The sequence below is a fragment of the Tolumonas auensis DSM 9187 genome (assembly GCF_000023065.1).
GTDB lineage: Bacteria > Pseudomonadota > Gammaproteobacteria > Enterobacterales > Aeromonadaceae > Tolumonas > Tolumonas auensis.
Genome location: NC_012691.1, coordinates 2,117,385 through 2,135,765 on the forward strand (window position 1 = coordinate 2,117,385; position 18,381 = coordinate 2,135,765).

General features: G+C 43.0%; 19 protein-coding genes. 7 read left to right on the top strand and 12 right to left on the bottom strand.

Annotation, left to right across the window (positions count from 1 at the left end):
• The first annotated feature begins 83 nt into the window (after positions 1-83).
• From TOLA_RS16845 to TOLA_RS09860, 5 genes are all read left to right on the top strand, one after another.
• Entirely contained in the window at positions 84-401 is a 318-nt protein-coding gene (locus TOLA_RS16845) for a helix-turn-helix domain-containing protein (protein ID WP_015879001.1), read from the top strand.
• Positions 386-697 (top strand): HipA N-terminal domain-containing protein, encoded by a 312-nt coding sequence (locus TOLA_RS09845; protein ID WP_015879002.1) that lies wholly within the window; start codon positions 386-388, stop codon positions 695-697. The genes TOLA_RS16845 and TOLA_RS09845 overlap by 16 nt, the downstream gene beginning before the upstream one ends.
• Complete coding sequence (locus TOLA_RS09850) at positions 698-1,726, top strand: type II toxin-antitoxin system HipA family toxin (protein WP_015879003.1); 1,029 nt, start codon at positions 698-700, stop codon at positions 1,724-1,726. It abuts the gene before it with no gap.
• A 221-nt stretch (positions 1,727-1,947) separates the two neighbouring features.
• On the top strand, positions 1,948-2,238 hold the full coding sequence (locus TOLA_RS09855) for a hypothetical protein (RefSeq protein WP_015879004.1): 291 nt from the start codon (positions 1,948-1,950) through the stop codon (positions 2,236-2,238).
• 198 nt (positions 2,239-2,436) lie between these two features.
• Positions 2,437-2,745: a copper-binding protein gene (locus TOLA_RS09860; protein ID WP_015879005.1), complete on the top strand. Its 309-nt coding sequence runs from the start codon at positions 2,437-2,439 to the stop codon at positions 2,743-2,745.
• Between the two features lie 99 nt (positions 2,746-2,844).
• Here TOLA_RS09860 and TOLA_RS09865 read toward each other — a convergent pair whose 3' ends face one another.
• The 7 genes from TOLA_RS09865 to TOLA_RS09895 all read right to left on the bottom strand — a co-directional run bounded on the left by TOLA_RS09865 (position 2,845) and on the right by TOLA_RS09895 (position 10,492).
• Positions 2,845-3,705, bottom strand: a complete 861-nt coding sequence (locus TOLA_RS09865) for a ribokinase (RefSeq protein WP_015879006.1) — start codon at positions 3,703-3,705, stop codon at positions 2,845-2,847.
• A 1-nt stretch (position 3,706) separates the two neighbouring features.
• The gene (locus tag TOLA_RS09870; RefSeq protein WP_015879007.1) at positions 3,707-4,564 is read right to left on the bottom strand and encodes a MurR/RpiR family transcriptional regulator; all 858 of its coding nucleotides are present in this window, start codon (positions 4,562-4,564) and stop codon (positions 3,707-3,709) included.
• The gene (locus TOLA_RS09875; RefSeq protein ID WP_218916107.1) at positions 4,564-5,514 is read right to left on the bottom strand and encodes an ABC transporter permease; all 951 of its coding nucleotides are present in this window, start codon (positions 5,512-5,514) and stop codon (positions 4,564-4,566) included. Before TOLA_RS09875 ends, TOLA_RS09870 begins: the two co-directional genes overlap by 1 nt.
• Positions 5,515-5,559: 45 nt before the next feature.
• Positions 5,560-7,074 (bottom strand): sugar ABC transporter ATP-binding protein, encoded by a 1,515-nt coding sequence (locus TOLA_RS09880; protein WP_015879009.1) that lies wholly within the window; start codon positions 7,072-7,074, stop codon positions 5,560-5,562.
• Positions 7,075-7,093: 19 nt separating this feature from the next.
• A complete protein-coding gene (locus tag TOLA_RS09885; RefSeq protein WP_015879010.1) occupies positions 7,094-8,134 on the bottom strand; it encodes a sugar ABC transporter substrate-binding protein in 1,041 nt (346 codons plus the stop codon).
• 88 nt (positions 8,135-8,222) lie between these two features.
• Entirely contained in the window at positions 8,223-9,206 is a 984-nt protein-coding gene (locus TOLA_RS09890; protein WP_015879011.1) for a sugar phosphate isomerase/epimerase family protein, read from the bottom strand.
• 473 nt (positions 9,207-9,679) lie between these two features.
• Positions 9,680-10,492: an AraC family transcriptional regulator gene (locus tag TOLA_RS09895; RefSeq protein WP_015879012.1), complete on the bottom strand. Its 813-nt coding sequence runs from the start codon at positions 10,490-10,492 to the stop codon at positions 9,680-9,682.
• A gap of 198 nt (positions 10,493-10,690) precedes the next feature.
• On the opposite strand from TOLA_RS09895, the gene TOLA_RS09900 reads away from it, so the two are divergent.
• Entirely contained in the window at positions 10,691-12,091 is a 1,401-nt protein-coding gene (locus TOLA_RS09900) for an MFS transporter (protein WP_015879013.1), read from the top strand.
• Between the two features lie 10 nt (positions 12,092-12,101).
• Positions 12,102-14,069 carry a glycoside hydrolase family 127 protein gene (locus TOLA_RS09905; RefSeq protein WP_015879014.1) on the top strand — a complete coding sequence of 656 codons (1,968 nt, stop codon included), beginning with the start codon at positions 12,102-12,104 and terminating at the stop codon, positions 14,067-14,069.
• Between the two features lie 70 nt (positions 14,070-14,139).
• Here the strand turns inward: TOLA_RS09905 and TOLA_RS09910 are convergent, their stop codons facing one another.
• The 5 genes from TOLA_RS09910 to TOLA_RS09930 are packed head-to-tail and all read right to left on the bottom strand — an operon-like array spanning position 14,140 to position 18,290.
• Positions 14,140-14,757 (bottom strand): tetratricopeptide repeat protein, encoded by a 618-nt coding sequence (locus TOLA_RS09910; RefSeq protein WP_015879015.1) that lies wholly within the window; start codon positions 14,755-14,757, stop codon positions 14,140-14,142.
• A complete protein-coding gene (locus tag TOLA_RS09915) occupies positions 14,757-15,563 on the bottom strand; it encodes an SDR family oxidoreductase (protein ID WP_015879016.1) in 807 nt (268 codons plus the stop codon). Before TOLA_RS09915 ends, TOLA_RS09910 begins: the two co-directional genes overlap by 1 nt.
• Positions 15,560-16,216 carry an iron-containing redox enzyme family protein gene (locus TOLA_RS09920; RefSeq protein WP_015879017.1) on the bottom strand — a complete coding sequence of 219 codons (657 nt, stop codon included), beginning with the start codon at positions 16,214-16,216 and terminating at the stop codon, positions 15,560-15,562. Before TOLA_RS09920 ends, TOLA_RS09915 begins: the two co-directional genes overlap by 4 nt.
• Positions 16,213-17,652 carry an AMP-dependent synthetase/ligase gene (locus TOLA_RS09925; protein ID WP_015879018.1) on the bottom strand — a complete coding sequence of 480 codons (1,440 nt, stop codon included), beginning with the start codon at positions 17,650-17,652 and terminating at the stop codon, positions 16,213-16,215. The genes TOLA_RS09920 and TOLA_RS09925 overlap by 4 nt, the downstream gene beginning before the upstream one ends.
• Positions 17,649-18,290 carry a thermostable hemolysin gene (locus TOLA_RS09930; protein ID WP_015879019.1) on the bottom strand — a complete coding sequence of 214 codons (642 nt, stop codon included), beginning with the start codon at positions 18,288-18,290 and terminating at the stop codon, positions 17,649-17,651. The genes TOLA_RS09925 and TOLA_RS09930 overlap by 4 nt, the downstream gene beginning before the upstream one ends.
• Between the last annotated feature and the right edge of the window lie 91 nt (positions 18,291-18,381).

The following is an 18,381-nucleotide window of genomic DNA, read 5'->3' on the forward strand; positions in this document are numbered from 1 at the left end:
AAAAGACCATGATCAGCACTTAAAAGTTGATTTGTTTTATTTATGACCTAATATTTATACAAATAAGTCATTGTGGGTTATTTATGAGCCATAGAAATCTACTCGAGCTAAGAAAACAGTCTGATGAACTTTTTCAGCACTTTTCTCGGTTGCTGGATAATGCAGAAAAAGAGCTCACAGAGCCCGAACTGGGTATCGCTGCCGATAATTATGATGCCATGACGTTGATGCTTAAAACTAAGCGCAAATCGCTCGGTTTAACGCTCAGCGATCTGGAATTGCAGACCGGAATATCTCAATCGACACTAAAGCGCCTTTTCTCTGATCCGGAGAATGCGCGTGTTGGCCATTTGCTTTTAGTCTGCCAGGAATTAGGTATCAAGTTATGGGCCGCAAAGTAATTGTGTTTTGCTATGGCAAGCAGGCCGGTATTCTTAGTGAAAACAACGACGAATACGTATTCACCTATGATGATGAATATAGAGGCAAACCTATCTCTCTCAGCTTGCCATTATCGAAAAAAACATTCCCCAGCAAAGGATTACATCCATTTTTCAAAACCCTGGCACCTGAGGGGTGGTTGAAAAAAAGGTACTCCGAACTCCAACATATTGATGAGCGTGATTTATTTGGCTTTTTGATCCGAAACGGCAGTGACTTGTTGGGCGCGATTACTTTTCTTGAGGTTAATGATTAAATGGACCGTTGTCTGATCACACTAGAGCTACTGGATAAAAAACAGCCGCAGCCGGGCTATTCTTCCCGTGGGATCAAGTATCTGACCGGAAACATAACGACATCCATGGAGCTCCCTTTTACTCGCGACGAGTTCATTACTGAATTACCTGGCTTACAACAAGGACTCAGTATTTCCGGTTATCAGCCTAAATTGTCATTAGCCATTCAGAATAAGCAATTTCATGTGGTTGATCAGATGGGAAGCTACATACTAAAACCATCACCAGAAGCTTATCCCTATTTAGCTGAAAATGAACATGCCACGATGATGGTCATGAAAAAGCTTAAATTTTCAGTCCCTGAGTTTGGTTTGGTCGCGTTTAAAAAAGTAGATAACGCAGATCCTGCCGAGTTTGCATTCATCATTAAACGATTTGATCGTGATATGAAAACTGGTGAAAAAATTCATCAAGAGCAATTGGATGGTGCCATGGCCATTGATGATAAATACGGTCATCGCGACGGAAAACAACAGATCAGCTATGAATCAGCTTGTCGTTTTCTGATTGAGCAAGTCGACAGTAGTTTACCTTTCAAGCGAGATCTGTTTTTACGTGTGATTTATGCTTATTTACTGGGTAACAATGACTTTCATCTGCGCAATTTTGGTATTCTCGAACCACAAGTCGCACCGAATTTACTGGCACCTGTTTATGATTTTGTCAGTACGGCGCCCTACTCTTCTACGTTTAATAGCTGTTATTTGGCGTTGCCATTGCTAACTCGTGAAGAGAATGACAGAGCACTTGCTCCAGGATTTGATACGCAGTTCGGTCAGTATATTGGTTACGACTTTATAGCGTTCGGAAAAGGGATCGGCTTGAATGAACGGTATATTCTGAAGTTATTTGCTGAAATTCAAAAGCAAGCGGATGTAGTGCGAGATACTTACCAAATCAGTTTTATGCCGCCACAGCATATTGAAGCTGTACTAAAGTGCTTCAATACAAGATTAAAGCTGATAGAGGTTGTCGATCTCGACCGGTAAAACCAAAGCAAAACCATCTTCTAACCGTCGAATCTCGACGGTTTTCTTGTTCCCGGGCTTTGGAAAAATTTGCCGGCGACATTGCAGCGTACGTTATGATTCTGGACACATGCTATTTAGGCCGCTTCCGCCACTATTTACAGACAGCGGAGTGGACGTATTTATGTTTATAACATAGACCTAAGATATAACCTGGATCCCCCATGTGAAGCGAGAATCGTATGTTTAATGACCCTGATGTTGGTGCGTTAGTAAGAACGTATGCGATTGTTGATGTCGCAACACATAAAGTGGATGTAGTGAAAGCCATCGATTCACAAAAAGCCGTGAATGAGGCCGTGCACTCCTATCCACAACACAATACAACCACGACAAATCAAGAATTAACGAATTACTTTAGTTATGAAATCACCGATGCTGATGTCGCGCGCCTTAATCATTTAAGCAACGATACAGATCGGTTTGACTACCTTAGAAACCGCTATCCGAAACCCCAGTCATGGCAGGTATAACGTTGTCTGGATTAAGGTCATTTTGAGCAGTAACGATGGATTATTCCAATTTTCGCAATAGTTAATTCGAAAAACTGAGGTTTATCTACTTAGTTTGAGATCGTATTCTTAGCCCACTGAAACGTGATGCGTTTCACAAAAACAAAAAATAAACGGCATGTGCCGGTTAATGAAATAAATCTATGTGGAGTTAAGATTATGAAAAATACATTCGTACGTTTTGCTGCTGTTGCTGCGTTATCTTTGGCTGCTTTGTCTGCTCAGGCTACTGTTAATACTTATAACGCCCACGGTTCTGTTGTTGCCGTTGATGCTGCAGCCCAGAAAATTACTGTTCAGCAAGACTCAGTATCTGAATTAGGCTGGCCTGCCCGTACTTTCACCTATACCACAGCCGGTAGTGATGTGCTGAAAGGTATTTCTGCTGGTCAGACTGTTGATGTTAAATTTACGTCATCAACCGCTTTCAATGCGAACGCTCAGTTTGTAACACCAGTTACTCAATAATTTTCGTATGGGCTGGCTCACGATGGAGCCAGCCCATAAATATTATGGGCTATTAACAATATAAATTAAAAACACAGAACACATATACCATGAGGCATATTAATCCTTGCGGGATACGTGTATTGCTGCAGCTTTGTTTGCCTTGGAAACAGATTCTTCGAGTGAGCATCCGTTCATCATAGAGGCACAAAACATCCCCATGAAGCAGTCACCGGCACCATGTGTACTCACGAGTTCCACTTTTTCTGCCGGCAATGAATTACATGTGCCATTACTTTCAGAAAATGCCACACCATGTTCACCGGCTGTAACTACTACGACGGGGAATGTCTGGTTAAGTTTCAATGCGGCTTTTGACGCGGTTTCTAAACAATCAACCGTAATGCCCGACATATCACGCGCTTCTACGCCGTTAACCACCAGCACATCAATACAGGCTTGCAGGGCTGGAGATAGTTCTTTCGCCGGAGCTGCGTTAATGCAAACCGTAATGTTTCGCTTCTTAGCTTCTTTTGCAGCATTCAGGTTTACCAGTTCCGGTACTTCGTTTTGCAACAGCAGCATACCGACATCAGCCCAGATGTCATCATTATCGAATTGGTTCGGATTGATCCGGAGATTCGCATTTGACACTACCACCGCACCATAGTCGCCTTCGGCGTCCATCGTTGCGACGCTCATTCCGGAAGCAATGCCATCAATAACCTCGACAAACTTGGTATCAACGCTATTATTTTGTAATACCGATAATAAAAATTTGCCGCTGTCATCGGTGCCCACGGCACCTAAGAATTTAACACCAACGCCTGACTTAGCCGCGGAAACTGCCTGATTACCACCTTTACCACCGAATTTATATGAACATCCGGTGCCGATCACTGTTTCACCTTTTTCTGGCCGGTGATGAGCATCGACCATAATATCGTAATGCAGACTACCAACGACTAAGATCTTCTTCATATTAATACTCTCTTAAATTCTGGACCGCTTGTTGAGTTTTATTTAAGTTTTGTTCTGCTTTTTTCAGATCTTTTTTAGCAATAGCCACGAACAGCGCATCTAATATGTTCAATTGAGCAATTCGTGACGCTGCATTTTCCCCCAGCAAATGAGACCCCTGGGATGTTGAATTAAGCACCACGTGCGCATTCTGGACAATCGGTGATTCCGCATAATTGGTAATGGCAATTACTTTTGCACCATTTCTTGCCGCTAATTTTATCGGCTCAATTACAGCTTTCGTCATACCCGAATGACTTATTGCAATCACAGCATCATCATCAGTTAAAAGAGCCGCCGACATCAGCATGGTGTGTGAATCATCATGCACCATGGCTCTTATTCCTATTTTCAACAGTTTATGTGATAAATCCCGGGCGACTGTTGCAGAACCTCCGACACCATATAAGTCGATATGTTTTGCTTTAAATAAAATATCCGCCGCCCGGTTGAACTCAGAGACATCCAGAATAGAAAGAGTTTCTTCTATTGCCTGAATGGATGTTCTGAATACTTTTTCCAACAATTGCTCCGACGAATCATTTGGTTCAATTTCAGAATGAAGATTGGCCACTTCTGAATGATTGTAATGAATCAGACTCGTCCTGAATTCCCGGAATCCCGAGAAGTTTAATTTTTTAGCCAGTTTAACTATCATTGCTTCAGAGACATTATTTTCAGTAGCAATCTCTTTTAATGATGTCTGTTCTGATAAATCTTCTTTGGACGTTATCGACTCAACTACTTTTCGTTCTAACGGTGTTAGTTGTGGCAATCTCATTCTGATTTGAGCACCTATGGCTCGCGGATCTAGTCTCATTATTTGCCTCGTGTCGCCCGGTCTATTAACATTGCGATGATAATGATGAGGCCGGTAGCAAGCAATTGATAAAAGGCCTGGATATTCATTAGCGTTAACCCGGTGCGTAATGAACCCAGAATAATCGCTCCCATGATGGTTCCGATGATACTGCCTTTACCGCCCATCAAAGAGGTACCGCCGATGGCTGCCGCCGCAATCGCATCCAGTTCCCACAAGCTACCCATTGTCGGCTCTGCAGCCCCCAGGCGCCCTACCAGAATCAGTGATGCCAGTGATGCTAATACACCAGAGATAACGTACACGGTGACTTTTGTTCTTTTGACAGGAACACCCGCTACACGTGCCGCTTCTTCATTACCACCGACAGCCAGAATGTATTCACCCAGCGGGGTTTTATTCATTAGAATCCATGCGGCCAGCGCAATAATCATAACGATAACAATCGGGCATGGAATACCAAATAACTCACTGGTTATGAAGTTACGAAATTCCATCGGGATACCAAAGATTGGGTTACCACCGGTATAGATCAGGGCACCCGCACGGAACAGCGATAAACCACCCAGCGTTACGATGAACGGCTGCAGACCGGCATAGGCCACCAGCGTGCCACTGAATAAACCACACAGGGCGCCGATACCTAGCGTAGCCATGATAGCCAGCGGAACAGGTACGCCCGCCACCATCAATGTCGCACCTAACACAGCAGATAATGCCGCTGTTGGCCCGACTGAAAGGTCGATCCCGCCGGAGATAATAACCAGTGTCATACCCAGTGCAATCGCCGCATTAATGGATGATTGTTGCAGGATATTAAGTATATTCGGTACCGTCATGAATACCGGTGAAAGTACTGCGAATGTACCGACGATAATCAGTAAACCAATTAACGTTCCTGCGTCGCGCAGATTAAATTTAAATAGTGCTGAAGGATTTAATCCAGGCATAGTAGTTCCTTGAGTGTTCATGTTGTCAGCCTCTTAATATTTGGACTAATTACAAAATTTGTTTTTATTAACTACGTCATTGATGGCGTATTGCGCGATATTTTCTTCATTGATATCGTCACCTTTAAGTTCGGCTGCAATTTTCCCTTCGCGCATGACCAACACACGGTCAGAGATCCGAATTATTTCAGGCATCTCTGAAGATACGACCACAATCGCCTTACCTTCCTGAGCCAGTTTTTCAATCAGGTTATAGATTTCAGACTTCGCACCAATATCAATGCCACGCGTTGGCTCATCGAACAGGAATACTTTTGCATCAGCAGCGACCCAGCGGCCAATAATTACTTTCTGCTGGTTGCCGCCACTCAATGTGCCTATATGCTTTTCAATATTAAGCGGTCGCAGATTTAAGTCTGACATAACACTCAAGGCGACTTTGTCCAATTTTGACTTTTGAATTAAACCTGTCCGGGTAAAATTCTTCATTGAAGGCAGTGCCATATTCACGGCAACAGATCGTTCTTTAATAATGCCTTCTTTTTTACGATCTTCAGGTACCAGTCCAATGCCTGCTTTAATGGCAGAGGTCACATTCAGGTGATGAATTTGCGCCCCGTCAACAGACACTGAGCCACTGGTTTTAGAGTCAATACCAGCAATCAGTTTTAATAATTCAGTGCGGCCAGAACCGACCAGACCCGCAATACCGAGCACCTCACCGGCCTGCACGGTGAAATTCGCAGGAAGAACAGCTTTGTCCCGTCCTAAATTTTCGACTTTCAGGATTTCCTTTTCTGTCATAAATGAATGATGCGTTACTTTTTCAAGCTTACGACCAATCATTTTGGCAACGATGGTTTCCTCGGTTTCATCTTTAATATTAACCACGCCAACTTGTTTACCATCCCGCATGATCGTGGCGCGGTCACAGACTTTAAAAATCTCATTCATCTTGTGAGAAACATAAATGACCGACACTTTCATTGCTTTCAAATCTGAAATCAATTCAGCCAGACGATCAAATTCTGTTGGCGTTAAACTCGATGTAGGTTCATCCATGGCGATGATTTTGGCTTCATCCAGCAAAGCACGGGCAATCTCGACAATTTGCTGCTGAGCCACTTTCAGGTTTTTAATTGGCTCATCCGGGTTAATCGATGGGTCTAACCGTTTAAGGATGACTTTGGCCCTTTCGTACTGTGCTTTTTTATCAACGAACACCCCTTTATATTTTGTTAAGGGGCGCCCCAGAAACATATTTTGAGCAACGGAGAGTTCAGGAACATGCTGCAACTCTTGGTGGATCATGGCAATTCCGGCCTGTCGTGCAGACAGCGGGTTCTTCATGTGGACGAGCTCGCCGTCCACTCTGATTTCACCTGCATTTGCATCTCTGACACCAGACAGAATATTCAGTAGTGTTGATTTACCTGCGCCATTCTCACCAATTAACGCATGAACCTCGCCTTTCTCAACCGAGAAGTTCACACCTTCAATCGCAGCAATATTACCGTAAATCTTGGTAATGCCCTGCATACTCAAACGATAACCTTCCATAAACCCTCCGGCGCTTTAATTATTGCTGTTCAAGAAGTTTGCGCAGTTTCTCGTTATCTTTAATCGAGAAAGCATCCGCATTTTCTTTAGTGATCAAAGCTTGTGGAGTTGCAACCACACGTGAAATTTTCTGACCGTTAATGAGACGTAAAATAACGTTCATGGCCACTTCACCGGTTAACACAGGGAAGCTGTCAACAGTACCAGTCAGTTCACCACGTTTAATCGATGCGTATGCGTCTGAAATACCGTCAGTACCGAACACCGCAGTCTGCTCAGACTTACCTGCCGCACGTACCGCTTCTACTACGCCCAGTGCCATGCCGTCATTGTTAGCATAGAAGCCAATCAAATCAGGATGTTGTTGCAAAATGGTAGATGCTGCGTCATAGGCTTTTTCACGACTCCAGTTAGCAGGAATACTCGCGACCACCTTCAACTTACCATCTGCTTCGATCGTTTCCTTGAAGCCTTTAGTACGTTGACCAGCCGCATAAACGCCTGGCTGACCTTCGATCACCGCCACTTTGCCGCCTTCCGGATGATGCTGAATAAACCACTTAGCAACACGAACACCGTTGTCTTTCTGAACGTTACCCACGTAGTAAGCCGCATTTGGCATGACTGCGTCATTCACGTTAACTACCGCAACACCTTTGCTCTTCGCGACTTCATACGCTGGTTGTAAATTAGCGTCGGTTTGTGGTGACACCAGCAAGCCGTTAAAACCCTGAGAGATTAATGTTTCAGCGATTGCCAGCTGACCCATCTGATCATCTTCATTTGCTGCGGCCTGATAGGCGACAGTGAAACCATACTTATCTGCGACGTTCTTGTAACCTTCACCCAGTGAACGCCAGTACTCGTTGGTCAGTGTTTTTGATACACCACCAATTTTTAATGCCGGATCGATTTTTGGCATCGGGCCATACTTTGCATCCAACTGTGTCCAGTCAGTACGATCTGGTTCACTGTCTGATTGCAGTGGTGTTAATTCAGCCGCATATACACCAGCGCTAATTAAAGAGGATGCAAGTACAGTCAATAATAGTTTTTTCATGTTTGATCCTTGTGTGTTGTTGTGTTTCCAGGACGCCTCACGGAGTATTGGCTCTATGAGGGCCCTGGCGGTGCCTGGGCTTTGCCTGCTATTTTGCAAGCATGATGTCGTTGATAATTTGCTGTGATGCAACCGCATCTTGTCGACTGATGGCTGCCATCAATTCATTGTTGTCATTGAGTTTTTCGCAGAGTTTGAGCAGTCGTTTTACTGTCGCAATATTGGTTTCTGCTTCACGAACGGGATCTAAGCCGCTCGCATCCGGGAAGGTATCGAAATAGTAAGCACCCTGATAACCGTCGCGCTGCATCTGCCACAGGAATTCGAGTGTTGCCCGCGGGTTAACTGACGCGACCATCAAACCGTCATCGCGTTTACCCCAGCCATCATTGCAGTCGAGACCCAGCAGACGTGAGCGGCGTGCCACCATTGCAGCGGCATAAGCAGGAATTTCGTTTGCGTAAAGAACGTGTGCGAAATCAAGCGTGATACCCAAGTTGTCACAACCGGCTTCATCAAGCGCCAGCAGACAGGTCGTCACGTTCGGGAAAATGCTAAATGCACGCGGTTCATTCGGTTTGTATTCAATACTGATATCAACATCCGGTGCGTATTCAGCCACTTCACGAACTGCGCTTACCGCGTCTTCCCACACTTTTTTATAATCAGCCTGGAAACAATAATCAAAGCCATCCTGACCCATCCAAAGTGTCATCAGCTTAGAGCCAAATTCACGGCCGGTATCAATGCCACGTTTAGTTAATTCAATGGCTTTGCGACGAATTACCGGGTCCGGGTTTGTGAATGCACCAATTTTGAATTCCGGGGCATCCCAACGCATTTGCATGCCGTTAACAGCAAGGCCCACTTCTTCTATCTTCTGACGCATGGCCTTAATATCATCGGTAGTGATGTGTTGCGGGTAATTTAAATCCAGGTGAGTCAGACCTTTTGCGGTTGCTGCCCGCTCAATCATTTGCATCACCGTTGGTTTGCCTTTTAGGTCTTTCCAGTAAAGGTGCGCACCTGAAGCAAATGAGTTCAGACGTGTAGCGAATTTTAGTTCAGACATGTGGATTCCTTTATAAACTGACCTGTAAAGTACTTTTCAACTTTACGGATTTCCGTGAAGTTGTTTAATTATTACTACCAAAATATCTTTTCTTCAAGGTCGGAAATCATTCAATGCACCAATTTGAGATGTCATTCACGTATTTGATCTGAGTTGCTAACGCGGGATACCGGACGAAGTGAATATCCATCGCCAGAAGAGATTCAGACGAATAATTTGAGGGCTATGTGGGGGTCTGATAGTGCAGGACAAAGCACAGCGATCCGGAAGCGCCCGTGCTGTTGATGTCGGAGAAATGGTGTATCGCTTGATGAAAGTCCACGGACTGGAGGGAGTATGAGTGACCGAGACAATTGACAATCAGCATTTCAGATAAAAGATGATGAAATTAATCATCCAGCATAAGAAATTCTTCGATTTGATTGTTATCAGCAGTGACGGTCTGAATTAGACATTAACTGGTTGAATTTAATTTACTCAGAATTAACTGTCTTCCTGGAATAAAGCTGTTGATATGATGACGGAGTGATGCCAACCAACTTAACAAAGACTCTTCTGAAATATCCTACATCATTAAACCCTAACGTATTAGCTATATCTGTTATGTTTCTATCTCCTTCTGTCAAGGCTAGTTTTGCTGCTTTTATTTTTTGATGTTGAATACAATCAGTTAATGTTTGGTTAAACGTTTTCCTGAAAACCCGGCCGAGATAATCAGGGTTACACTGGAGTCTTTTTGCAATTTGCGATGTTGTTATTTCCGTTTTATATGTCATTTTTATGATGGATTTTGCACTATATGCCAAACTAACACTTTTGTTATCCTCATCATTTAGCTTTGTTTCAGAAATCTGCTTCATGATTAGCAGTAATATTAAATTCAATACGACTTTATCAGCATTACTTTCTTGCTCTGCAAGTAACATGTTAAATAAAGAAATAATTTTATTGGTGTCGCTAGATTTTGTTGTTTTTAATAATTGGACAATATTGTTATTCCTTCCCACATCACTATAGTCATTAACATTGAAATGCACCCAATAAAACTTTAGATCTTTTGGATATTCATTAACACCTTCATGCTGTTGAAAAGGATACAACAACAATGAGTCCCCAGGAAGCAGATGATATTCGATATCATTTTCTTTCATGGATAACTCGCCACTAATAACATAAATTAACTCATATGAATTAATCACTCTTCTGGCATGAATACCAGTTCCATTCGACACAAAAAACCCACCATTCTCTACATCAACTGAATGATTAATCAATATATCAGGCATTAAAAAGTCTCATTAAGATTTTTCTAAAATAAATATATTGTAAATAGTTAATCCATAATTAGACCAAGCTCACAAATTAAAACCAGCAGTCGGAATTGTCCTTTTTATATACTAAAGCGTCATCTTGTTACTAAACGATTGACCTCTATAGTAGGTATCGCACACAACAACTTGTCTTCAAATATAATCGAGGCGCGTATGAGCAACACGATAGATGAACAAATCGAAATCAATCAGGTTACTGATTATGAAGAAAAAATAGGCAGTTGGGAGAAGTTTGGTTACGGATTAGGCGATGCCGGAGGTACCATAATCACAGGTCTAATAGGAAATTTTTTAACTTTTTTCTATACCGATATCTTTGGTCTTACGCCTGCGATAGTCGGGATCTTATTTATGAGTCTGCGCATATTTGATGCGATATCAGATCCGATAATGGGAGTTGTAGCAGACAAAACACGTAGTAAATATGGACGATTCCGACCATGGCAACTATGGATTGCAATACCTATTGGCATTATTGGAGCGCTAACATTCACTGTTCCAGATGTCAGCTATAACCTGAAAATTGCATATGCGTTTGTTACTTATTTATTGCTATCGCTTAGCTATACCGCTATCAATGTTCCTTATTGTGCATTGATAAATACGATGACAACCAATCATAAAGAAGTGATTAAATGTCAAACATGGCGATTTGTGTTAACAGGTTTTGCTGGCTTAATGGTGTCTGTTGGTTTGCCTTGGTTTGTAGGTTTTTTCAGTAAAGAAAATCAAGCTTCAGGTTACCAATACGGTGTAGGTATTTTATGTGTTATTGCTGTAGTCATGTTTTTGTGGTGTTTTTTTACTGTTAAAGAAAGAACGCCTGTCTCATCTCTGGGTAGTTTCTCATTAAGTGATCATATACGAAGCATTAAGAAAAATGATCAATTAATTCTTATGCTTGTCATGTCATTTTTGTTAATAAATGTATTTAACACTCGTGGTGGTGCTTATTTATATTTTATCTCATATGTACTAAATGGTGATGCCAAATATACCTCTATGTTTTTTGGCATGGTTACTAGTGGGTTAATTTTAGGTCCTATATTAGCTAACTATCTAACTCGCATTATTGAACCAAAAAACCTATATTTTCACACAAATATTTTCCTTGGCATATATTCATTATTGATGTTGATTTTACCTGCATCAAGTAATGATCAAACATTATGGCTTGTTGTTATTTTCTCTTACAGTTTGATACTTGGATTCACCTTGCCACTACATTTTTCATTAATGGCCTTTGCTGATGATTATGGACAGTGGAAAACAGGAGTAAGATCGTCAGGTTTAAATTTTGCTTTTAACTTGTTCTGTATAAAACTGGCTTGGGCATCTAGTGCTGCGATAATCAGTTTAGTGTTCATTATTGTCGCGTATGAACCAGGAATTGAACATCAAACAGCAAAATCAATCACGGGTATTACAAGTATTGAGACTATCATTCCTGCAATCATGCATTTTGCATTAGCGTTTATGATTGCCAAAAGTAAATTAAGTTCAGAATTAATGACAACAATATCCACACAATTAAAAAACAAATTCATCAATTAAGGGAATTATAATGAAAAACCTATCAACTGAGTCTTTATTCAAATATGTGAAAGTAACTGATGAATTCTGGAGCAAGTATCAATCATTAGTGAATGATGTTGTTATCCCTTATCAATGGAATGCGTTGAATGACAACATTGAAAATACAGAACCAAGTCATGCCATTAAAAATTTAAAAATTGCAGCTGGTGAAGCTGAGGGTGAGTTTTATGGCATGGTGTTCCAGGATAGTGATGTTACTAAATGGCTGGAAGCAGTTGCCTATTCACTTGCAAACAAACCGGATCCAGAATTAGAAAAAATCGCCGATGATGTTATTTCTCTCATTGGCAAAGCGCAACTAGATAATGGTTATGTTAATACATATTTCACTATTAAAGAGCCTGAGAAAAAATGGACAAACCTGTGTGAATGCCATGAATTATATTGTGCAGGGCATCTTATCGAAGCAGGAGTCGCTTACTATCATGCAACAGGGAAAAATGCCTTATTGACTATTTCCTGCAAATTCGCAGATCACATCTATGATGTCTTCGGTAATGAACCGGGCAAGCTGGCAGGTTACCCAGGACACCCGGAAGTAGAATTAGCGTTAATGCGTTTATATGAAGTTACGCAAAACGAAAAATATCTAAACATTTGTAAATATTTTATTGAACAACGAGGCCAGCAACCTCATTTTTATGATATCGAATTTAAGAAGCGTGGTGAAACATCATTCTGGCATGTGCATGGACCTGCGTGGATGATCAAGGATAAACATTATAGCCAAGCTCATATTCCACTAGCAGAACAACACGAAGCTGTTGGTCATGCGGTACGATTTGTATATTTACTCGCTGGTGTCGCGCATCTTGCACGAATCAGCAAGGATCAAGAGAAACTCGGCATTTGCAAAATCCTGTGGGATAACATGGTAAATAAGCAAATGTATGTAACCGGCGGTATCGGTTCCCAAAGTTGCGGGGAATCCTTTAGCTGTGATTATGATTTACCTAATGATACGGCTTATACAGAAACATGCGCCTCTATTGGATTAATGATGTTTGCTAATCGTATGTTGCAGTTAGATACGAATAGTAAATATGGTGATGTTATGGAACGTGCACTCTATAACACAGTGCTAGCCGGAATGGCATTAGACGGCAAACATTTCTTCTATGTAAACCCGTTAGAGGTTCATCCGAAAAGCATTCAGCATAACCATATCTATGATCATGTAAAACCAACACGACAACAGTGGTTTGGTTGTGCCTGCTGTCCCCCTAATATTGCACGAATTATTGGTTCAATTGGCAATTATATTTATTCCATCAAAGATGATGGGGTTTTAGTTAACTTATACATTGGAAATAAGACTCATATTGAATTGCCACAAGGACAACTATTACTTGAACAGAATGGTAATTATCCATGGCAGGATTCAATACAAATCGATGTTTCACCGACAATGCCATTACGAACTAAAATAGCATTACGTATTCCTGATTGGTGCCACTCTCCAATTTTATTTATTAATGATCAACAACAAGAGTTAGAGAGCATCATATCTCAGGGCTATGCAGAGATTGACCGAATTTGGAAAGCTGGAGATCGGATCAGATTATCTCTGCCGATGGATGTTATGGTGATCCGAGGGAACCCGCTATTACGTCATGCGGATGGGAAAATAGCTATTCAACGAGGTCCTCTCGTCTATTGCATCGAAGAACAGGATAATGGTGCTGAATTACATAATATTCGTTTAGATAGTACGACCAAATTTGAAACCTTCACTGGTAATGGATTATTTGCAGGCAAAACCTTAATAAAGGCTGATTCAGTGCGAATCGGTAGCCAAGATGCACAACTGTTACCATTGTATAGCTATAACCAACCCAAACCTGAAACTAAAAAACAGGAATTAATATTAATACCCTATTTTACCTGGGCTAATCGTTCATTAGGTGAAATGAGAGTCTGGATAAACGAGAAGTAATCTACATTTTATATCACTCAAAAGCCCTGATTTCAGGGCTTTTAGCTAAGATTTATCGTTTAATTGCTGATTACAATTCAGACAGCCTGTCCTGAATCTCCTGTTTCCGGCCTTTGTCGGCAAGCTCACGGCCGATACGTTCCGGGGCATTAAGGGCTTTCGTCAGGTAAGTTTTCGCTTCTTTTTTACGGCCTTGTTCCAGCAAGAAATCGCCATAAAAGAAATTAGGGTCAATACCATCAGGATTGATTACCAGCGCCTGTTTCAATAACTGCTCGGCTTGTTTGTTGTCACCAAAGCCGATCGGCCATCCCGGAACCTGATAATACAGTGTGCCGAGGCTGGTATAAGCCGAACCATTTAACGATTTAGGATCACGAGCCAACGCCTGTTCAAGTTCACCTTTTGCTTCTTTCACCAAAGAGAGTGCGTCTAAGCCACCTTTTGCGCCGGCCCAACTACTTTTTACAATGGCAGACCAAATCAGTAAATCGACACGTGATTTGTTTTGCAAACTCTGTTGGCTTGCCTCTTTACTTAACGTTTCCAGACACCCTTCTTTTGCGTCCTTTTCTACCTGATACTGGCAAACACTCCACTGGTCCTGTATCTGAATTAATGCATCAGCAGCATGGACTTGCGGTGCCGCAACACTCACTAATCCCATTAAAAAAAAGTACTTTTTCATCAATGAGTTCCTTTCTGAAAGGTAGCACGGGCGAATTTAGCAATGACAGGCAATTGTTTGATAATGGCGTTATCAACAAGCTGAGGTATGAGCCCATTTATGCGGACAAACAAGCCTTCCGGCCAGCCTAACCAGCGACGTTTTATCTCTTTTTGCAAAGCAGTCACGACTTCACGGGCAACCGACTCGGCAGTATCGCTTTTGGTGCCCAGTTCTTTGTTCATTGCATTAACAGCATCTGAATTGATCGAGGTTTGCGTCGCCCGGGGAGCAAAGTAGAGCACTTTAATTCCGCTACCGGCTAATTCTCTGTTCAGTGCTTCGCTAAAACCGCGGATAGCAAACTTGGTCGCACAGTAAACGCTGTATCCCGGATAACCAATACTGCCCAGACTTGAGCCTATATTCATGATCAGGGCCGGTTTGTTTAAATGCGGCAACATGGCTTTGGTCAGTAAAACCGGAGCCTGCACGTTCACATGTAACTGTCGCTCAATCTGGGTTTCTGTCTGATCTTCCAGCCAGGCAAATTCATTGGTACCGGCATTGTTAATCAGTACATCGATCCCGGCATTCAGCGCCGGATGTTGCAGCAACATAGCCCGGTCCGCAGTCTGAGTAAGATCAGCGACGATAATCTGATGACGATCCGGATAAGGTAATGACGCCTTCAGTTGTTCAAGCTGGCTTTCATTGCGACCATGCAGCACCAGAAAAGCATTTTGTTCTGCCAACGCATGGGATAATGCTTTCCCGATGCCACCACTGGCACCAGTTATCAATATTTTTGCATTTTCCAGTTTCATGAGAGGTGCCCTGTTATTTCACGTAACATGTTGCCATAGAGCCGGTAGACGACTTTTGCTGAATGTATGATCGCTTGCTGATCTTCCGGTTTTTCCACTTTGTCCATCAATGACTCAAAAAAACGCAGATGTTCCTGATCAAGTGCACCATGAGAGCTGAGATAGCTCATAGCATTGAGCGGTAAGCTAAGGCCCTTTTTCAATTGTTCAGCGACGTTGAGTGCAATAGCGACACTGGTACCTTCCAGCACCTGCACCATGCCAAAAAATCCCATGGGATTTGAACGGCTTATCTGGTCATAAAGAAATGCCACCATCAGTTCAATGGATAATCCCGGCTGACCGGTTCTGACAGCTTCTGCATCGCCACCACATGCCCGGATATCGTTTAATATCCATTCCTGATGGCCATATTCTTCATCAATGTATTCTGCAATTGCGCCACGTACCCACTCATAATCCTGTGGTAACTTTCCTCCGGTTGCCATCAGTAACGGAACGGTATGACGCACGTGGTAATAGGCTTGTCTCAGGAAAGCTATGTACATTTCCTTGTTAATATCGCCGGTGCGACAGGCTTCGATGATCGGTGCACTTAATAAATAATCGCGATCACGTGCAGTGCTATCCTGAAGTTGCTGGTAAAAAGTCATATGCGATCTCCTGCGAAAAACTGAGCAATCTGTGTCTGATAAGTGTCCAGAATCTTTTGCCGCTTCGGCCGTCCATTACTGGTTATTAATCCGGACGCAGCGGTCAGTTCAGCTTCGAAATAATGATGAATCCGTGCATAGTCGGGTAAATGGGTATTGAGATGAGCAATGTGCGCGGACAGTTGTTTTTCCTGTCCGGAGGTTGTTTGTACGATGGCAATATTGGCTGGCAAGGCATCACCGAATACGACAATGCGGGTTATTGACGGGTAAATCTGCGCCTCGGCTTCTATCCATTCCGGCGAGAAATTGCGTCCGAATGCGGTGATCTGCACATTTTTCTTGCGTCCGGTAATATGCAAAAAGCCCTGCTCGTCTATATGGCCTAAATCGCCAGTGGCTATCTGCTCATGAGAGGATGATTCGCCGAGATAGCCGAGCATAGCGGCACCATTTACCAAGACCTCACCATCTTTACTGATGACAACCTTGCAATGACGAAGCGGTAATCCCACTGCGCCGGGCAGATCATGGTCAGGCGAATTCAATGCGACTACAGATCCACATTCAGAAAGACCATAACCTTCATAAACAGGTAAGCCCGACTGACGTGCTGTATGAATTAAATCCGCCGCTACTTTCCCGCCACCCACGGCAACAAAACGTAAACTGGATGCCAGTGAATTGTCAGCACTGCACATAGCAACCAGCATTCTGAGTAATTCGGGCACCAGCACCAGACTATGCGGCTGCCATGTCTTTAGTGCCTGAGCAAAAACCGGTGGTGAAAACTGACTGGAACCGGTCAGCCCCACCTCGGCAAGAGAAGGGATACGGCTACTGGCGCCTGTCAGTAAAGGCACATACAGCCCGGTTATATTCTCCAGCAACGTAGATAACGGCAGTAAGGTGAGATGCTGTCTGATCTCAGCAGAGCTGATGCGCTCTGTAATTGACTGACAAACATTCATCAGATGACTGAAACTCAGGCAAACCCCTTTGGGATGCCCGGTTGTACCTGATGTATAGGTAATTTTTGCAGTGCCTTCAGGAATGGATGGCACTTCTGCCGGCTGGCAGCGTTGCAATGGTAAAGAGGCTAATTGTGATGATAACCAGCCTGCTTTTGACGGACCAACCAGCGCATCGGCACCGCTCGTTTCCAGTAGCCAGTTTTGTTGTTCCTCACTAAAAAACAAGGGAACAGGAATAACGACGACACCGGAAAACATACAGGCGAGATCAACTAATGCCCAATCAATACCGTTATCTATCTGCAGGGCCAGGCGGGATATTTTCAGATCTTTCAGTTGATCAGATAATTGGCGGATTTCATGCTCAAGTGCGGCATAGGTGAGCGTTCGGTGGCTATCATATAAAGCCGGACGATTCGGATCTTCAGCGGCGATCCGGCTGATTTGTTCAAACAAGTTCATGCAGATGTCCTCACTGTTTCAGAAAACAAAGAAGGCATAGCGTCGAACAAGGAGAATAAAAGACTGTTTTCACACAGTGTCTGATAACCAGCGTTCACATCACCAATCATGACAAGCGGATGATTACGGTAATATTCTCCCCAGGCATCGGCATCCTCCCCCAGCCGCTCAGGTAAAGCCGGAGACAGTTCCACCGGATTAAGATGCAGACGCTGAAAGATATTGCGGATCTTGTTCGTGCCGGTAAACGCCACATAGTCCAGATGACTCTTTCTGAGTAACAGGCACAGTGCGGCAAACATGATCCGCGAGGCACCCGCTTCAACAGCGGCAAAATTACCGATCTCGATTATCTGAGTCCGCTCCATAACGATGCCGTGTTGATTCGCGACTACTTGCTCAACCGGTGCATCCAGATAGTGCTCTAAATAAAGATTGTTCAGATGTGCCGGATTTAATCCGCAAGCACTGACCAGCTGACCGTCAGCCCGGTAAAGTCCAAGCAAGACCGGTAAGAAATGTGGGATCGTCGCATTAAATTCGCGGAAATATTGATCCTGTATAAATTGTTGCAAGTGTGAATATTGATGACTGCTTTTAGCCAGCGATAACTGGTAAGGCGCATTGACAGGCTTCATAACTGCTCCGGCTAACATCTAACGTCTGATTGAATGCTAGACCTGAACACTTAATTGAATCTTAAAAAGCCAATAAAGATACATCTAAAAT